This window comes from Burkholderia paludis, from assembly GCF_000732615.1.
Taxonomy (GTDB): Bacteria; Pseudomonadota; Gammaproteobacteria; order Burkholderiales; family Burkholderiaceae; genus Burkholderia; species Burkholderia paludis.
In genome coordinates this window covers 48,563-62,571 of the sequence record NZ_JPGL01000044.1, presented here as the reverse complement: position 1 = coordinate 62,571, position 14,009 = coordinate 48,563, and the positions used below count along the sequence as shown (strand labels likewise).

Genomic DNA, 14,009 nt, shown 5'->3' with positions numbered 1-14,009 from the left:
CGTTCGCCGCAGCATGCGTGCCGGACGCGATCGCGCCGCCCGCGCAAGGCCCGCGGCAACGCACATTACAAATCGTCCGCGCGACGATTTACAAACCACGGATCGGCCGTTCGCCGGCGCGTCCGTCGTCAATAGCATCGTGATCCTCGCAGACGTACCCATAAAAAACAGAGGATAGTGATGATCAAAAAATCGGTAGTCCTGGGTTTGGTTTCGGTCGCTTCGGTCGGCGCGCACGCGCAGAGTTCGGTCACGTTGTACGGCGTCGTCGACGCCGGCTTCGCCTATACGAACAATCAGGGCGGCGCGAGCAACATCCAGCAGACGAGCGGCAAGCTGAGCGGCAGCCGCTGGGGCCTGAAAGGCTCCGAGGATCTCGGCGGCGGCGTGAAGGCCGTGTTCACGCTCGAAAGCGGCTTCAAGCCGAGCGACGGCACGCTCGGCCAGGGCGGCCGGCTGTTCGGCCGTTCCGCGTATGTCGGGATCGGCCAGACGGGCGTGGGCACGCTGACCTTCGGCCGCCAGTACGAGCCGATCACCGATCTCGTCGCGCAATACTCGGGGTCGGGCTTCTGGTCGCCCGCCACGCACGTCGGCGACAACGACAACATGAACCAGAGCTTCCGCATCAACAACGCGGTGAAGTTCCGCAGCGACACGATCGCCGGTTTCACGGCCGACCTGCTCTATGCGTTCAGCAACCAGGCGAACGGCGGCGCGGGCACGGGCTTCTCGAACAACAACGCATGGGGCGTATCGGCGAACTACGTGAACGGCCCGCTGTCGGTCGGCGGCGGCTATGTGCGGCTCAACCAGCCGAACGCGACGTCGAATACGAGCGGCGCGGTGGGCGGCGCAACCAGCACGACCGGCAACGACTACAGCGGCGGGTTCTTCTACGGGCTGAACGGCGGCGTGCGCAAGCAGCAGATCGGGGTCGTCGGCGCGAACTACGCGATCGGCCTGGCAACGCTCGGCTTCGCGTGGAGCCATACGCAGCTCGACTACGTCGACGGCTCGTCGCGCAAATTCAACAACTACGACGTCAACGCCCGCTACCAGATCACGCCGGCGGCGACGCTGATCGGCGTCTACACGTTCACCGACGGCCGCGCGAGCGGCCTGCCGGGCACCGGCGGCCAGACGCTGAAGCCGCGCTGGCACCAGTTCACGCTCGGGTTCGACTACGCGTTGTCGAAACGCACCGACCTCTACCTGTCCGGCATCTACCAGCTCGCGGGCGGCGATCCGAGCACGGCGACGGCAGGCGGCTATCGCGCGATCGCGTCGATCGCGAACATCGGCAGCGCATCGTCGACGAACCGCCAGGTCGCGCTCGTCAGCGGGCTGCGCGTGAAGTTCTGACCGCGCGCAACCGGCGCGGCGCGATAAGCAAAGCGGGAATCGTTGTTTGCCGCACCGCGCCCGGTTGCCGAGAATGTCCGTTTCCCCACGCGCGGCGCCTGCGCGCGATCCGCGCCGACCATGACCGACTCGCGTTTGCCTTCCCGTGTACCGCGCACGGCGCCGCACCGGCCCGCCGCGGGATGGGCAGGCGCGCGCGCCCGTCGTGACCGCGCGATGCGCGCATCTCCCGCAAGGAAGCCCTCATGAGCGACACTTCCCTCGCCGCGCAGGTCGCGCCGTCGCCGTTCGTCGACGTCCGCTCGCCGGCCGAATTCCCTGACAGCCCCGTGTCCCGCGTGCTCGCGCAGCCGCTGATGCTCGGGCTGTTCCTGCCGATCCAGGCCGGCGGCTGGAGCGCATCGACGCTGCCGCGCTCGACCGACTGGACCTTCGACTACAACGCCGAACTGGTCGCGCACGCCGAGGCGCTCGGCTTCGACCTCGTGTTCGCGCTGTCGCAATGGCTGCCCAAGGGCGGCTACGGCGGCGTGTTCGACGGCCAGGCGCTCGACTCGTTCATGACGCTGGCCGCGCTGACCGCGCGCACCGAACGGATCATCCTCGTCGCGACGAGCCACGTGCTCTACGGGCCGTGGCATCCGCTGCATTTCGCGAAGTTCACGGCGACGCTCGATCACATCTCGCGCGGACGCTGGGGCATCAACGTCGTGACCGGCCACCGCGCGATCGAGCACGAGATGTTCGGCTGGAACCGGATCGAGCACGACCGGCGCTACGAAATGGCCGCCGAGTTCCTCGATGCGGTCCAGCAGTTGTGGGCGCAACCGGACAATTTCAGCTACACGCCGGCGCTGTCGGGCTGGCGGCTGGGCGGCGCATTCGTGACGCCCAAGCCACGCTACGGCCGCCCGCTGCTGATCAACGCGACCGGCTCCGACGCAGGCATCGATTTCGCGGCGCGCTATTCGGACATCGTGTTCGTCACGAGCCCGGCCGGGCCCGACGTCGCGCTCGCGCTCGACGCGCTGCCCGCGCATACGGCCCGCGTGAAAGCGGCCGCCGCGGCGCGCGGCCGGACGATCCGCACGTTGCTCAATCCGCTCGTCATCTGTCGCGAAACGGCGGCCGAAGCGCGCGCCTACCGCGACGCGATCGTCGCGCATGCGGACGAAGGCAGCTTCCACCGCTTCGACAGCGACGCACACGCGTGGCGCGGCGGCTTCGAGCAGCGTTCGCAGGCCGCCGCCCGCGCGATCGGCGGCAATATCTCGATCACGGGCTCGCCCGACGAAGTTGCCGACACCCTCGTGCGGCTGCACCGCGCGGGCATCGACGGCGTCCAGTTGAGCTTCTACGACTTCAAGCCCGATCTCGCCTTCTTCGGCGAGCGCGTGCTGCCGCTGCTGCGCGAGGCCGGCCTGCGGCGCTGACCTCAGGCCGCGGCGGCGGCATGCGCGGCGGCGTCGCCGCGCCCGGGCCGCCGCAGCCCGAGATGCTCGCGCAGCGTACGGCCCGCATAGTCGCTGCGAAACAGCCCCCGGCGACGCAACTCGGGCAGCACCAGCGCGATGAAATCGTCGAGCCCGCCGGGGAGCGTCGGCGCCATCACGTTGTAGCCGTCCGCGCCGTATCGCACGAAGCGCTCCTCCAGCTGGTCGACGATCTGTTCCGGCGTGCCGACGAGCTGCCAGTGGCCGCGCGCGCCCGCGACACGCAGGTAGAGTTCGCGGATCGTCAGGTTCTCGCGACGCGCGAGTTCGATCGTCAACGCCTGCCGGCTCTTGCTCGCATTGGTTTCCGGCAGCGGCGGAATCGGGCCGTCGAGCGGATAGGCGGACAGGTCGAAGCCGCCCGTGAGGCCCGATACGAGCGCGAGCCCGACGGTCGGATCGATCAGCGACTGCAGCGCGTCGAACTTCTCCTTCGCCTCGCTTTCGGTGCGGCCCACGACGGGAAACACGCCGGGCATGATCTTCAGCGTGTCGGGATCGCGGCCGAACGCGGCGAGCTGGCCCTTGACGTCCGCATAGAACGCGACCGCGTCGTCGAGCGTCTGCTGCGCGGTGAAGATCACCTCGGCCGTGCGCGCGGCGAGCCGCGTGCCGGCCGGCGACGAACCGGCCTGCACGACGACCGGATGCCCCTGCGGCGGCCGTGCGACGTTCAACGGCCCGCGCACCTGGAAGAAGCGGCCGCGATGATCGAGCACATGGCGCTTTTGCGGATCGAAGAAACGGCCCGACTCGCGATCGCGCACGAACGCATCGTCGTCCCAGCTATCCCACAGGCCGCGCACCACGTCGGCGAACTCCTCCGCCCGTGCATAGCGTTCGGCGTGGTCGAAATGCGCGTCCCGGTTGAAGTTGCGCGCCTCGTGCGCGCTCGACGACGTAACGAGGTTCCAGCCCGCGCGGCCGCCGCTGATGTGGTCGAGCGACGCGAACTTGCGCGCGATGTGGAACGGCTCGTTGAAGCTCGTCGACGCGGTGCCGACGAGGCCGATCCGCTCGGTGACGGCCGCAAGCGCCGACAGCAGCGTCAGCGGCTCGAACTGCGCGACGTAGCTGTGCGCGGTGCGGCTCAGGAACGCGACGTCGTCGCCGCGCGTGCCCGCGCCGTCGGCAAGAAACACGAGATCGAACTTCGCGGCCTCGGCCGCCTGCGCCAGCCGCACATAGTGGCGAAAATCCACGCCCGCGTCGGCCTGCGAACCGGGATGGCGCCATGCGGCGATGTGATGGCCGGTCGGGTACAGGAATGCGCCGAGATGCAGGTGTCCGGTGCGGGTCGTCATCGGGAAGGTTCCAGGAAAGCGGGCCGGGCGCGCGGCGGACGATTGCCGCCGCAGCCGGCCCGGCGTCGCGGGTTCAGAACACGCGGCCTTCGGTCAGGTGCGTCGTCACGCCGTTCAGCTCGTAGTCGCCGATCACGCGCGCCTTGTGCAGCAGCGGGTTGTGGCTGAAGATCGTGCGCAGGTTGCGCCAGTGCCGGTCGAGGTTGTGCCCGCGCGCCGTCGCCGACGCGCCGCCCACTTCGAACAGCCGCTCGGCCGCATGCAGCGCGAGCTTGCTGACGATCAGCTGCGTGCGTGCCGTGGCGAGCGCGCTGTCGAGCACGAGCGCATCCGCATCGGCGGCGCCGGCCGCGATCGCGTCGGCGGAGCGGTCGAGCGCGCGTGCGTTTTCGCGCACGAGACCGTCGATCGCGTGACTGTGGGCGGACAGTTCGCCGACGATCTGCTGGATGAAATGATCGTCGCGCGCGGTCGGCGCCGGGCTGTGCAGCACCGGACGCCCGTGCTCGAGCACGTAGCGGCGCGCATCGGCCACCACGTTGCGCACGATCCCCGCGCCCGTCGCGACGAGATGCAGTTGCCGCAGCGCGCCGCAATGACGGCCGACGAGCGTCGACCCGTCGCGCGCGGCCACTTCATCCGCGAACACCTGCACGTCGTCGAGCAGCAGGCTGCCGCTCGCGGTCATGCGCTGCCCCATGCCGTCCCAGTCGTCGAGCACCTGTACGCCGCCGCGCGAGACCGGAATGATCACGGCGACCGCGCCGCCCTGCTCGTCCTCCACGTTGACCCGCGCGAAATCGGCAAATGCGGTGCCGGTCGAATAGTATTTGCGGCCCGACACGCGATAGTGCTCGCCGTCCCGGCGCAATACGGTGGTGTTTTCGCCCGGCCGCGACGTTCCCCGCTCGGTCGACGCACCGCCGAAGATCGCGCCGGCCAGCGCGCGTTCGAGCTGCACGTCGTTGAACGGCGTGCGCGGCGACAGCCGCAGCGTCTCGATCTGGTCGTAGTGGATCCGCAGCGCGTGCGCGAGATTCGAATCGGCGGCGGCCAGCGTCGCGATCGTGTCGAACAGGTCGACCAGCGTACTGCCCAGGCCGCCGCGTTCGACGGGAATCCGCAGCACGCCCAGCGCCGAACGCCGGAAGATCGCGAAACCCTCGAACGGCAGCTCGCGCCGCGCCTCGCGTTGCGCGGCATCCTGCCCGATCGCGCTTGCGAGATCGGGCAGCGCGGCGAGCGCGTCGCGCAACGCGTCGCGCGGATCGACGGCATCACGGGCAGTCATTCGGCAGGTCCTTGTTCGAGAGAATCGGGCGCGGCGATCGCGGAATTCGCGAGCCGCCCGTGCGCAGCATCGCGAAAGTATAGGGACGCCCCCGGTACGCGTGAAAAACCGATTTCAGCTTTGGTTATGCGTACGCCGGGAATGGTCGCGCAGCGTCGCTCAAGGTGGACTTGCCCCGTGCCGCGCGATCGCGCGTGTCGAACCCGAACCCGGGCCCGGCCGCGATCCGCGCGCGGCGTTCGCCTGCCGCGGCCGTCACGACTCCGGCGACGGGTCGGGCACGTGCACCGCGCCTTCCGGATACCGGATCTCGATCAGCCCGTTCCGGTCGCGAATGCGCATCGGCGGCACGACCTCCACGCTCGCGCGGTCGACACCGTCGCACACGGCCAGGTTCGTGTTGGTCCGGTAGTAGACGCGCCGGTCGTCGACCGCGAACGCCCAGGTCAGAAAGCGCAGGCTGCGGGCGTCGATTCCCGGCAACGGCTTGCGGTAGTTCTTCCCCCACAGCACGTGGCCGTCGGCGTCGATCAGCATGTCGTGGAAGACGGCGCGCGCCGTTTCGACATCGACGCGCCCCGGCGTGGTCACGATCTTGCCGTCGTACAGGATCTGCGCGCCGAGCCGCGCATAGCGGTAGCCGAGGCCGACCACCCCGGCCGGATCGTCGATGCCGCGCTTGCGCACGCCGGCGCAGAACAGGTGCTTCGCATCGCGCGCGTATGCGCCGCCGATATGCGTCAGGCTGGCCACGTCGGCCTTGACGACGGTCAGACGACTTGGGCCGCGATCGGGATCGTACGGGTCGCGCTCGAAGTAGTAAGCCTGCCGCGCATCGCGATACCAGTCGCCGCCCAGCGCCTCGAGCGTCGCGGCGTCGCCGTCGGCGACGATCCCTTCCTCGCCCGCGTCGTCGTCGCCGAACGCGGTGCCGGCCGCGTAGTAACGCAGCCCCGACGCATCGACGGCAAAGTGGTCGACCAGATGCCGGAAGCTGCCGAGATCGAAGGTGTTCAGCGCGCGATACCGGTGCCCGCTGCCGATGCGCGCCCACACGCGTTCGCCGTCGCTGTGGAACGGCCCGCCGAGCGGCGCGAGCGGCTCGTCGCGCGTATCGCGCCGGCGCCGCGCGTCGGCCTCCTGCCGGCGCCGGGCCTCCTCGGCGTCGTCGATCGCCTGCTGCTCCGGCGTGACCGTCGACGCGCCCTCATACTGCTGCATGTGGCGCGCATGCAGCGACCGCACGGACGCGATGCAGTACACCGCATGCGGGATCGAGCGCAGATACAGCGCCCAGTCCTCGTCGTCGCATCGATAGAACGCGTTCCCGGCCTCGCCGTCCCATCCGGCCGGGTCCGTGCGCGCCAGCAGCGCGGCCTTGACGTCCCGGAGCTTGCCGGGCACGACGAAGGAAAGGCTGTAGCCGGTGTCGGCGAGGATTTCGAGGCGCTCGTCCTCGAACAGGCTTCGCATCAGTATTTCGAGTGCTTGCAGGGTCATGGGGTCGTGCCGGCCCGGCGACGGGCCGTAGGAGAAACGGATGGGAGGCGGTCATTCTAACCATGCCGTCACGTATCCGAGCGGTAACGAACGTGCGATGAATCGCAATTTCACGGCACCTGGTTCCCGATCGGGAACGAATCGGGCTTTTTCGCTGACTCTCCAGCTCATTCGTATCCGTCCGGATACGAATTGACGCCCGTACCGACGAGTTGTGCAATACTGTTCCCGATCAGATACGAAGTCCGGAGGACGTCATGCAGGAGATCCTGCCCGTGGGCACGATCCAGGCGCTCGCCAACCTTATCCGCGCGGCCCGGCTCCAGCAGGGGTTCACGCGGGACGAACTCGCGAACGCCACCGGGCTGTCGCCGAAATTCATCAGCCAGGTGGAAGCCGGGAAACCGACCGCGCAAATCGGCAAGGTGCTGCTGCTGCTCGGCGAACTCGGCGTCAGCCTGCTCGCGCAATCGTCCATCGAGATTTCGGCGGAAAACGCGCTCAAGGCCGCGCAACGCCGCAGGAGCCGCCATGGCGGCTAGAACGCTGATCGCATCCGCGAACGGGCTGCGCATGGGCCGGCTGACCGACGACAAGGGCGTCTGGTCGTTCACCTACGACGCAGGATGGCTGGCGTCGTCATACGCGTATCCGCTGTCGCCCGCCTTCCCGCTGCGCCCCGGCACCTTCGCCGACAACTCGACCGAGCGCCCGGTCCAGTGGTTCTTCGACAACCTGCTGCCCGAAGAAGGCATGCGGACGTCGCTTGCGCGCGAGGCGAAGGTCGATGCGGCCGACGCGTGGGGGCTGCTCGCGTACTTCGGGCGCGAATCGGCCGGCGCGCTCACGCTGCTGGCCGAAGGCGAGCAGGAAGCGGCCGGCAGCCTGCAACCGCTCCCGCTCGACGAACTCGAACGCCGCATTCAGGCGATGCCCGAGCGGGCGCTGACGGCAACCGCCCCCAAGCGCATGTCGGCGGCCGGCGCGCAGCAGAAGCTGTTGCTGATCCTGCGCGGCAACGCTCCCGACTACGCGCTGTTCGAACCGGTGGGCAGCGAACCGTCGATGCATCTGCTGAAACCGGACATGCGCGCCGCCGGCTACCCGCATTCGGCGATCAACGAGTTCTTCTGCATGAAGCTCGCGAAGCGGATGGGGCTCGACGTTCCCGACGTGCATTTCCTGCGCGCGCCGTCCGCGTGCTACGTGATCGACCGCTTCGACCGCGACACCACCGCGCAGCCTGCCGGGCGTCTGCATACGATCGATGCGATGCAGTTGCTCAACTACGATCGCGGCTTCAAATACCAGCGCGCGAACGCGCAGGAGCTGGGCCGCGCGATCGGCCGGACCAGCACGCGCGCGCTGGCGCGCCTGTCGGTGTTCCGCTGGACCATTTTCAACGTACTGGTGGGCAATGCCGATGCGCACCTGAAAAACCTGTCGTTCTTCGTCGACGCGCGCGGCTACCGGCTCGCGCCGTTCTACGACATCGTCAGTACGGTCGTCTATCACACGCCCACGCACCGGCCCGATCATCGCGGCGATCACTGGCCGCACTGCGAACTGACGATGCCGCTCGGCGCGGCGACGCGATTTTCCGACATCGACACGGGCGCCCTGATCGCGTTCGGCCACGCGCTCGGGCTCAAGGAGAAAGCCGCCGACAACGAACTGGTGCGCTTTCTCGAACCGCTCGATCGCAGCGTCGCGCAGACGCTCGACGAAGTGCGCACGGTCGCCCGCCCCGACGCCGGGGAAACCCGCCTGCTGAACTCGATTGCCGCAATGCCGATCGCGGAAATGAGCCGCGCGCTCCGGAAAGCGCGCGGGTAAGCGTGGCGCGGATTGCACGCCGCGCGCCTGTAGCCGTGACGTGACGTGAAGCGCGAGGCGGCGACGCGCGTCGTCGGCCTCACGGCGCTGCCGCCGGCCGCTTCCGTTGACCCTAGCAATCCGCCTCGACCTCGCACACGATGTTGCCGTGACGCTGATGACACTGATTCACATCAGTGGTATCGGGATAAGTATTCTTATCACAATACACCGATCATCCAATCAAACTCGCATCGACAAGAACGCCCCGCACTCAACGGGGCGTGCACCGCTCAACGTCCGATCGGCAACCCCGTCGGTTCGATCCAGCCCAGCTTGTACGCGATCAGCAACGACAGGAACAGCGTGACCGACAGCCCGACGCGCGCGGCGAGCGACCACGCCATCCGCTTCGACTTGCCGCGATCGTGATTCATGAAATACAGCGCGAAGATCAGGCTCGCGATGATCATCGCGAATGCCACGGAAACCAGCAGAGTTTTCATTGGTGATGACCTTGAAGATCGGAATCGGCCTGAATCAGTTCGGCCAGTTTTTGCCGCTCGGCGGCGAGATCGCCGACACCCGACGCCGGCCAGTCCAGCGCGACGCCGTTGCCCAGCGAATCGCGCACGAGCGTCTGATAGCGCCGATCGTTGATCCGGCCGTGCTCCATCGTTTCCGAGATTTCCCGCCGGAACGGCAACGGGAAACCCGCGTACTCGCGAGACAGCGCCGCATATTGTCGCGCATCGATCTCTTTCGACGAAGGGATGATCGCCCAGATCGCCACGACCACGATGGCCGTGAACGGGATCGCCGTGTAGCGAAGGATGAACTTGAGTGGAGTCATGACGCGGTGGGCAGAAGTGATCGCGCGCGGGCTGCGCGACGGCGAAGCCGCCGGCACCCGGCGCCGCAGGGCACGGGAGGCATTGTACTGAAAGCCCCATCCGGCCGACAGAGTATGATAATGTCATTATCATGTCCATCACATGATGCATGAGACCCGGCAGCCGGCGGCGGCAGCGCATCCGCCGTCGTCCGGCGCCGGTCGACCTGTCCGCGCCCGCGATTCGCGGCGATCGAGCGAAGCCCCTATGCCAGCGCAGTACTTTCGAAACCTGACGGGAAAACACCGCAGCGCGACGGCGAACCGCCAGCTCGGGTTTTCGCTGGCGTTCGTCGCCGGCGCGGCCAACGCCGGCGGCTTCCTCGCGGTCAGGCAATACACGTCGCACATGAGCGGCATCGTCTCGGCGATCGCCGACCAGACGGCGCTCGGCGACGTGCGGCTCGCGCTGGCCGGCATCAGCTCGCTCGGTTCGTTCCTGATCGGCGCCAGCTGCTCGGCGATCCTCGTCAACTGGGGCCGCCGCCGCGGCCTGCAGAGCCAGTTCATGCTGCCGCTGCTGCTCGAGGCCGCCCTGCTGCTGCTGTTCGGGCTGCTCGGCAGCCACCTCGCGCTGTGGGAAACCTTCTTCGTGCCGGTAACGGTCACGCTGCTCTGCTTCATCATGGGGCTGCAGAACGCGACGATCACGAAGCTGTCGGGCGCGGAGATCCGCACGACGCACATGACCGGCATCGTGACCGATCTCGGCATCGAACTCGGGAAGCTGTTCTACTGGAATCGGTCGGCAGCCGACGTCGATGCGCTCGCGGTCATCGCCAACCGCTCGAAACTGCGGATTCACGCGACGATGCTCGCGTCGTTCTTCGTCGGCGGCCTGGCCGGCGCGATCGGCTTCAAGCATGCCGGCTACGTGTCGACCGTGCCGCTCGCCGCGGTGCTCGTCACGCTCGCGATCGTGCCGGTGGCCGACGACCTGCTCGCGTTGCTGCGCGGCAGGCGCTGAGCGCGCACCCGCGCAACGTTTCCGGCTGTGGCCCGGAAAGCGGATCGATTATAATTTGATTAACATACCGACCAGCCTCGCCCCGCAATGGAAACGAAAACCGCCCGCCTGACCGTCCTGATCGACCCCGCGAAAAAGGAAGCCTTCGAGATGCTCTGCGCGGAGCAGGATCTCACGCCGTCGCAAGTCGTGCGGCAACTGATCCGCGAGTATCTCGACCGGCACGGCGTGACGTACAAGACCCGAAGCGCGCTCGGCAAGCGCGTGAAGTAAGCGCGGCCGCCCGGGCCGCACCCGCGGCGCCGCTTACGCGCCGAACTCCCATCTCCCGTGCGATTGCGCACGCCAGACCAGCCGCCGCGGCTCGATGCCCTCGCCGGCCTTCATGCGCCGCGCGGTAGCCGCCAGCTTGAGTTCGCCGGCCCGTTCGCACGCGAGCGCGCGCTCGAGCAGGATGCGCAGCGACGGCAGCTTGCCGCCGCCCTTCCATGCGAACGCGATGAAGTTGTTGTCATCGCCGCACGGCACCAGCGCACAGGACGCACCGAACACCGAGCGCAACTGTTCGAGATGGTGCGGCAGCGCCGGATCGTCGTCCATGAAGTTGATCGCCAGCACGCCGGTTTCGCTCAGGCGCTCGTGGCACGCGCCGAGGAAGGCCGCCCCCGTGCACCGGCCCGGCGTGCCGTCGGCGACGAATGCATCGTGCAGGATCACGTCCGCCCGGACGTCCGCCCGCCTCACATGATCCGCGCCGTCGGCGCACAGCACCGTCAAACGCGAATCATCGGCAGGAATCCTGAACACGTCGCGCAGCGCGATCACGTCCGGATTGATCTCGACCGCGTCGATCGCCGCGCCGGGCAGGTGCCGGTGGCAATACTTCGCGAGCGAGCCGCCGCCCAGCCCGAGCATGCAGATATGCGCAGGCGCCGGCTGCAGCAGCAGGAAGCCCATCATCACGCGCGTATAGCCGAGCTCGAGCCTGACCGGGTCCCTGAGCGACATGTAACTCTGCGTGCCGAAATGATCGAAGTGCAGCGAGACGGCGTGCTGCGTCTCCAGCACGAAAGGCCGGCCGTCGTTCAGGGGCGTCGCCAGGAACCGGACGAACGCGTCGTAGGAAGTTCGATCGTCGATCATGCGCGGGCAGGCGATGGCGGGCGGCGCCAGGCGCGCGCTCAGACTTTCTTCAGGTAGCAGGCCTTCAGCATGAACCCGCCCATGTCGGTCTTGCAATCGACCTCGTGATCGCCGCCGACGAGCCGGATGCTCTTGACCTTGGTGCCCATCTTCAGCGTGATCGACGAACCCTTCACGCGCAGATCCTTGATCAGCACGACCGAATCGCCGTCCGACAGCACATTGCCGTTCGCGTCCTTGACGACGTCGCCCGCCGGCTCGTCGCCCGCTTCGGCGCCGGCGCCGGCCGACCACTCATGGCCGCAGTCCGCGCAGACGGTCAGCGTGCCGTCCGGGTAAGTGTTTTCCATCGCGCATTGCGGGCAGGCGGGGGCAGCGTTCATTGCAGCGTCCATTCGGGAGAAGTTCAGGTCGGTCAATCATGCCCGGCGAGCAGGCTGCGCGCGGGCCCGTGCGGCCCGGACAAGCCCGCCGCCACGGCGGCAGGCGGATATCGGCGCACACGACATTATAATGCAATACACATATTCTGGACGATGCATTATAATCGCAGAACCTGCAACGTTCAGCGAACATGAAGGCAGCTTCAATGAGGATGCCGGCGTGTTCGCACCGGATGGCGCCTTGCACACGCCGGGCCGGCGCGGCGCGATTCCGCTGCGAAGCGCCGGAGCCCGGTCTCCCGCTGTACCCAACCCGCGTCGCGAAGCCGCGTTTCGCGCCCGCCCGGGGCCCTGGCCGCCCGGCGCCGCGCCCCGGCCCCGACCACCTGTCCGGAGGCTTTCTCCCATCGTGGCAACCGTTGTGTACATTCAGCTCGGCCCCGCGTGGAACCGCAACCGTGGCAGCGCCGCACGCGAGGCGGCCGTCGACGCGGCACGCCGCTTCGAAAGCGACATCCGGCTGATCGCGAACGGGCACGACGGAAACGCGAAGGACAGCGCCGCGATCGCGTCGCTGCAGGTACACGGCGGCACGTCCGCGCAAGTGCTGGCCACCGGGCCCGATGAAGAGGCGGCGCTGCAGGCGCTGCTCCCCCTGCTGCAGGCCCGCTGATTCGCGCGCCGCGCGACGCCACGGCCTTGCACCGTCCACCCGTATCCCCACTCCACGAGGAAGCGATGAGCGACACCTTCACGTCAAACGCCCCCAACCTGTCGGCCTCCGCGATCTGGGCGCTCGAGCGCCTCGCCGACGTCCGCTACGGCCGCGACGCACCGGCGCTCGGCTGGTCGATCGCACGGGAACTCGTCAACGCGGGCTTCGTCAGCCATTCCGCGCACGGCCGCTCCGGCGCGTCGATCACGCCTGCGGGACGAACCTTCCTGAAAAGCCGCAAGTAGGCCGCGCGCGCGGCCGCACGGCCGGCGGCTTTGCTATCATTTCGCGCCGCCCCTCCGGAATCCGCGATGCCGCCCGTCTCGTCTCCCCCCGTGCTCGACACGCCGCGCCTCATCCTCGAAGGCCATCCGCTCGGCGACTTCGACGCGCTCGCCACGATGTGGACCGAGCCCGACGTCGTCGCGCACATCTTCAACGGCAAGCCGTCCGCGCCGCGCGATTCGTGGATGCGCATGCTCGCGTATCGCGGGCTCTGGCCGCTGCTCGGGTACGGGTATTGGGCGATTCGCGAGAAGGCGTCGGGCCGCTACGTCGGCGATATCGGGTTCGCCGATTTCCACCGGCTCATCGAGCCGTCGATTCGCGGCGTGCCGGAGGCTGGATGGGCGCTCGCGACGTGGGCGCACGGCAAGGGCTATGCGAGCGAGGCGCTCGCCGCCGCGCTCGCGTGGCTCGACGGGCAGCGGCGGTTCGAGCGCAGCGTGTGCCTGATCGCGCCCGCGAATGTGGCGTCGATCCGCGTGGCGCGGAAGGCCGGGTATGGCGAACCGGCGCCGATCCGGTTCAACGACACCGATTCGCTGCTGTTATCGCGCGCGAGCCGGTAGGCGGGCCGGCCGGTTATCGAAGGCGTGCGGCATCGGGTTGCGATGCCGGCGCATTGTCCCGCTCACTCGGCAACGGGTTCATAGAGGCTCGCGAAGAGCATGTCGTCCATCGGCCAGCAATTGCCGCACTCGTCACGCAAGATCCAGTCGCCGGGCTTCACCATGCGCCAGCCCTCCGGCGTGGCGACCGCCTGTCCGCCCTGCCGGCTCTCCACCCGCTCGTGATCGCCGTCGACGAACCAGCGGGTTGCATCGACATAACTGACGCGCTTTCGAAATTGCATACCGCC

At 68.2% G+C, this 14,009-nt stretch carries 17 protein-coding genes; 9 read left to right on the top strand and 8 right to left on the bottom strand.

The window, feature by feature from the left end; genetic code table 11:
* Window positions 1-180: 180 nt before the first annotated feature.
* Complete coding sequence (locus tag GQ56_RS0124755; protein ID WP_031401198.1) at window positions 181-1,365, top strand: porin; 1,185 nt, start codon at window positions 181-183, stop codon at window positions 1,363-1,365.
* A 245-nt stretch (window positions 1,366-1,610) separates the two neighbouring features.
* Window positions 1,611-2,798 carry an LLM class flavin-dependent oxidoreductase gene (locus GQ56_RS0124750; RefSeq protein WP_031401197.1) on the top strand — a complete coding sequence of 396 codons (1,188 nt, stop codon included), beginning with the start codon at window positions 1,611-1,613 and terminating at the stop codon, window positions 2,796-2,798.
* A 2-nt stretch (window positions 2,799-2,800) separates the two neighbouring features.
* Here the strand turns inward: GQ56_RS0124750 and GQ56_RS0124745 are convergent, their stop codons facing one another.
* From GQ56_RS0124745 to GQ56_RS40225, 3 genes are all read right to left on the bottom strand, one after another.
* Complete coding sequence (locus GQ56_RS0124745) at window positions 2,801-4,162, bottom strand: LLM class flavin-dependent oxidoreductase (RefSeq protein WP_031401196.1); 1,362 nt, start codon at window positions 4,160-4,162, stop codon at window positions 2,801-2,803.
* A gap of 73 nt (window positions 4,163-4,235) precedes the next feature.
* Complete coding sequence (locus GQ56_RS0124740; protein ID WP_031401195.1) at window positions 4,236-5,453, bottom strand: acyl-CoA dehydrogenase family protein; 1,218 nt, start codon at window positions 5,451-5,453, stop codon at window positions 4,236-4,238.
* 255 nt (window positions 5,454-5,708) lie between these two features.
* Entirely contained in the window at window positions 5,709-6,953 is a 1,245-nt protein-coding gene (locus GQ56_RS40225; RefSeq protein ID WP_031401194.1) for a hypothetical protein, read from the bottom strand.
* Window positions 6,954-7,210: 257 nt separating this feature from the next.
* On the opposite strand from GQ56_RS40225, the gene GQ56_RS0124730 reads away from it, so the two are divergent.
* Entirely contained in the window at window positions 7,211-7,495 is a 285-nt protein-coding gene (locus tag GQ56_RS0124730; protein ID WP_031401193.1) for a helix-turn-helix domain-containing protein, read from the top strand.
* On the top strand, window positions 7,485-8,789 hold the full coding sequence (locus tag GQ56_RS0124725; protein ID WP_031401192.1) for a HipA domain-containing protein: 1,305 nt from the start codon (window positions 7,485-7,487) through the stop codon (window positions 8,787-8,789). Before GQ56_RS0124730 ends, GQ56_RS0124725 begins: the two co-directional genes overlap by 11 nt.
* A 272-nt stretch (window positions 8,790-9,061) precedes the next feature.
* Here the strand turns inward: GQ56_RS0124725 and GQ56_RS0124720 are convergent, their stop codons facing one another.
* Together GQ56_RS0124720 and GQ56_RS0124715 are read right to left on the bottom strand one after the other, a co-directional pair.
* Complete coding sequence (locus GQ56_RS0124720) at window positions 9,062-9,274, bottom strand: twin transmembrane helix small protein (RefSeq protein WP_006489184.1); 213 nt, start codon at window positions 9,272-9,274, stop codon at window positions 9,062-9,064.
* The gene (locus tag GQ56_RS0124715; RefSeq protein WP_031401191.1) at window positions 9,271-9,621 is read right to left on the bottom strand and encodes a hypothetical protein; all 351 of its coding nucleotides are present in this window, start codon (window positions 9,619-9,621) and stop codon (window positions 9,271-9,273) included. The genes GQ56_RS0124720 and GQ56_RS0124715 overlap by 4 nt, the downstream gene beginning before the upstream one ends.
* Window positions 9,622-9,868: 247 nt before the next feature.
* Between GQ56_RS0124715 and GQ56_RS0124710 the strand changes: the two genes are divergently transcribed.
* On the top strand, window positions 9,869-10,627 hold the full coding sequence (locus GQ56_RS0124710; RefSeq protein WP_031401190.1) for a YoaK family protein: 759 nt from the start codon (window positions 9,869-9,871) through the stop codon (window positions 10,625-10,627).
* Window positions 10,628-10,714: 87 nt separating this feature from the next.
* Window positions 10,715-10,900 (top strand): ribbon-helix-helix protein, CopG family, encoded by a 186-nt coding sequence (locus tag GQ56_RS0124705; RefSeq protein WP_031401189.1) that lies wholly within the window; start codon window positions 10,715-10,717, stop codon window positions 10,898-10,900.
* Between the two features lie 33 nt (window positions 10,901-10,933).
* Here GQ56_RS0124705 and GQ56_RS0124700 read toward each other — a convergent pair whose 3' ends face one another.
* A complete protein-coding gene (locus tag GQ56_RS0124700) occupies window positions 10,934-11,770 on the bottom strand; it encodes a class I SAM-dependent methyltransferase (protein ID WP_031401188.1) in 837 nt (278 codons plus the stop codon).
* 38 nt (window positions 11,771-11,808) lie between these two features.
* Window positions 11,809-12,153 carry a zinc ribbon domain-containing protein YjdM gene (locus GQ56_RS0124695; RefSeq protein ID WP_031401187.1) on the bottom strand — a complete coding sequence of 115 codons (345 nt, stop codon included), beginning with the start codon at window positions 12,151-12,153 and terminating at the stop codon, window positions 11,809-11,811.
* Window positions 12,154-12,562: 409 nt separating this feature from the next.
* Between GQ56_RS0124695 and GQ56_RS0124690 the strand changes: the two genes are divergently transcribed.
* The 3 genes from GQ56_RS0124690 (at window position 12,563) to GQ56_RS0124680 (ending at window position 13,719) form a co-directional block, all read left to right on the top strand.
* Window positions 12,563-12,826 (top strand): HPr family phosphocarrier protein, encoded by a 264-nt coding sequence (locus tag GQ56_RS0124690; RefSeq protein WP_031401186.1) that lies wholly within the window; start codon window positions 12,563-12,565, stop codon window positions 12,824-12,826.
* 65 nt (window positions 12,827-12,891) lie between these two features.
* Window positions 12,892-13,113 carry a hypothetical protein gene (locus GQ56_RS0124685; protein WP_031401185.1) on the top strand — a complete coding sequence of 74 codons (222 nt, stop codon included), beginning with the start codon at window positions 12,892-12,894 and terminating at the stop codon, window positions 13,111-13,113.
* Between the two features lie 66 nt (window positions 13,114-13,179).
* Entirely contained in the window at window positions 13,180-13,719 is a 540-nt protein-coding gene (locus GQ56_RS0124680; RefSeq protein WP_031401184.1) for a GNAT family N-acetyltransferase, read from the top strand.
* A gap of 62 nt (window positions 13,720-13,781) precedes the next feature.
* Here GQ56_RS0124680 and GQ56_RS0124675 read toward each other — a convergent pair whose 3' ends face one another.
* A complete protein-coding gene (locus GQ56_RS0124675; RefSeq protein ID WP_031401183.1) occupies window positions 13,782-14,003 on the bottom strand; it encodes a hypothetical protein in 222 nt (73 codons plus the stop codon).
* Window positions 14,004-14,009 lie beyond the last annotated feature (6 nt).

Excerpts from the sequence above, each read along its gene's own strand:
- GQ56_RS0124755 (WP_031401198.1), top strand. The coding sequence starts at position 181 with ATGATCAAAAAATCGGTAGTCCTGGGTTTGGTTTCGGTCGCTTCGGTC.
- GQ56_RS0124750 (WP_031401197.1), top strand. The coding sequence starts at position 1,611 with ATGAGCGACACTTCCCTCGCCGCGCAGGTCGCGCCGTCGCCGTTCGTC.
- GQ56_RS0124745 (WP_031401196.1), bottom strand. The coding sequence starts at position 4,162 with ATGACGACCCGCACCGGACACCTGCATCTCGGCGCATTCCTGTACCCG.
- GQ56_RS0124740 (WP_031401195.1), bottom strand. The coding sequence starts at position 5,453 with ATGACTGCCCGTGATGCCGTCGATCCGCGCGACGCGTTGCGCGACGCG.
- GQ56_RS40225 (WP_031401194.1), bottom strand. The coding sequence starts at position 6,953 with ATGACCCTGCAAGCACTCGAAATACTGATGCGAAGCCTGTTCGAGGAC.
- GQ56_RS0124730 (WP_031401193.1), top strand. The coding sequence starts at position 7,211 with ATGCAGGAGATCCTGCCCGTGGGCACGATCCAGGCGCTCGCCAACCTT.
- GQ56_RS0124725 (WP_031401192.1), top strand. The coding sequence starts at position 7,485 with ATGGCGGCTAGAACGCTGATCGCATCCGCGAACGGGCTGCGCATGGGC.
- GQ56_RS0124720 (WP_006489184.1), bottom strand. The coding sequence starts at position 9,274 with ATGAAAACTCTGCTGGTTTCCGTGGCATTCGCGATGATCATCGCGAGC.
- GQ56_RS0124715 (WP_031401191.1), bottom strand. The coding sequence starts at position 9,621 with ATGACTCCACTCAAGTTCATCCTTCGCTACACGGCGATCCCGTTCACG.
- GQ56_RS0124710 (WP_031401190.1), top strand. The coding sequence starts at position 9,869 with ATGCCAGCGCAGTACTTTCGAAACCTGACGGGAAAACACCGCAGCGCG.
- GQ56_RS0124705 (WP_031401189.1), top strand. The coding sequence starts at position 10,715 with ATGGAAACGAAAACCGCCCGCCTGACCGTCCTGATCGACCCCGCGAAA.
- GQ56_RS0124700 (WP_031401188.1), bottom strand. The coding sequence starts at position 11,770 with ATGATCGACGATCGAACTTCCTACGACGCGTTCGTCCGGTTCCTGGCG.
- GQ56_RS0124695 (WP_031401187.1), bottom strand. The coding sequence starts at position 12,153 with ATGAACGCTGCCCCCGCCTGCCCGCAATGCGCGATGGAAAACACTTAC.
- GQ56_RS0124685 (WP_031401185.1), top strand. The coding sequence starts at position 12,892 with ATGAGCGACACCTTCACGTCAAACGCCCCCAACCTGTCGGCCTCCGCG.
- GQ56_RS0124680 (WP_031401184.1), top strand. The coding sequence starts at position 13,180 with ATGCCGCCCGTCTCGTCTCCCCCCGTGCTCGACACGCCGCGCCTCATC.
- GQ56_RS0124675 (WP_031401183.1), bottom strand. The coding sequence starts at position 14,003 with ATGCAATTTCGAAAGCGCGTCAGTTATGTCGATGCAACCCGCTGGTTC.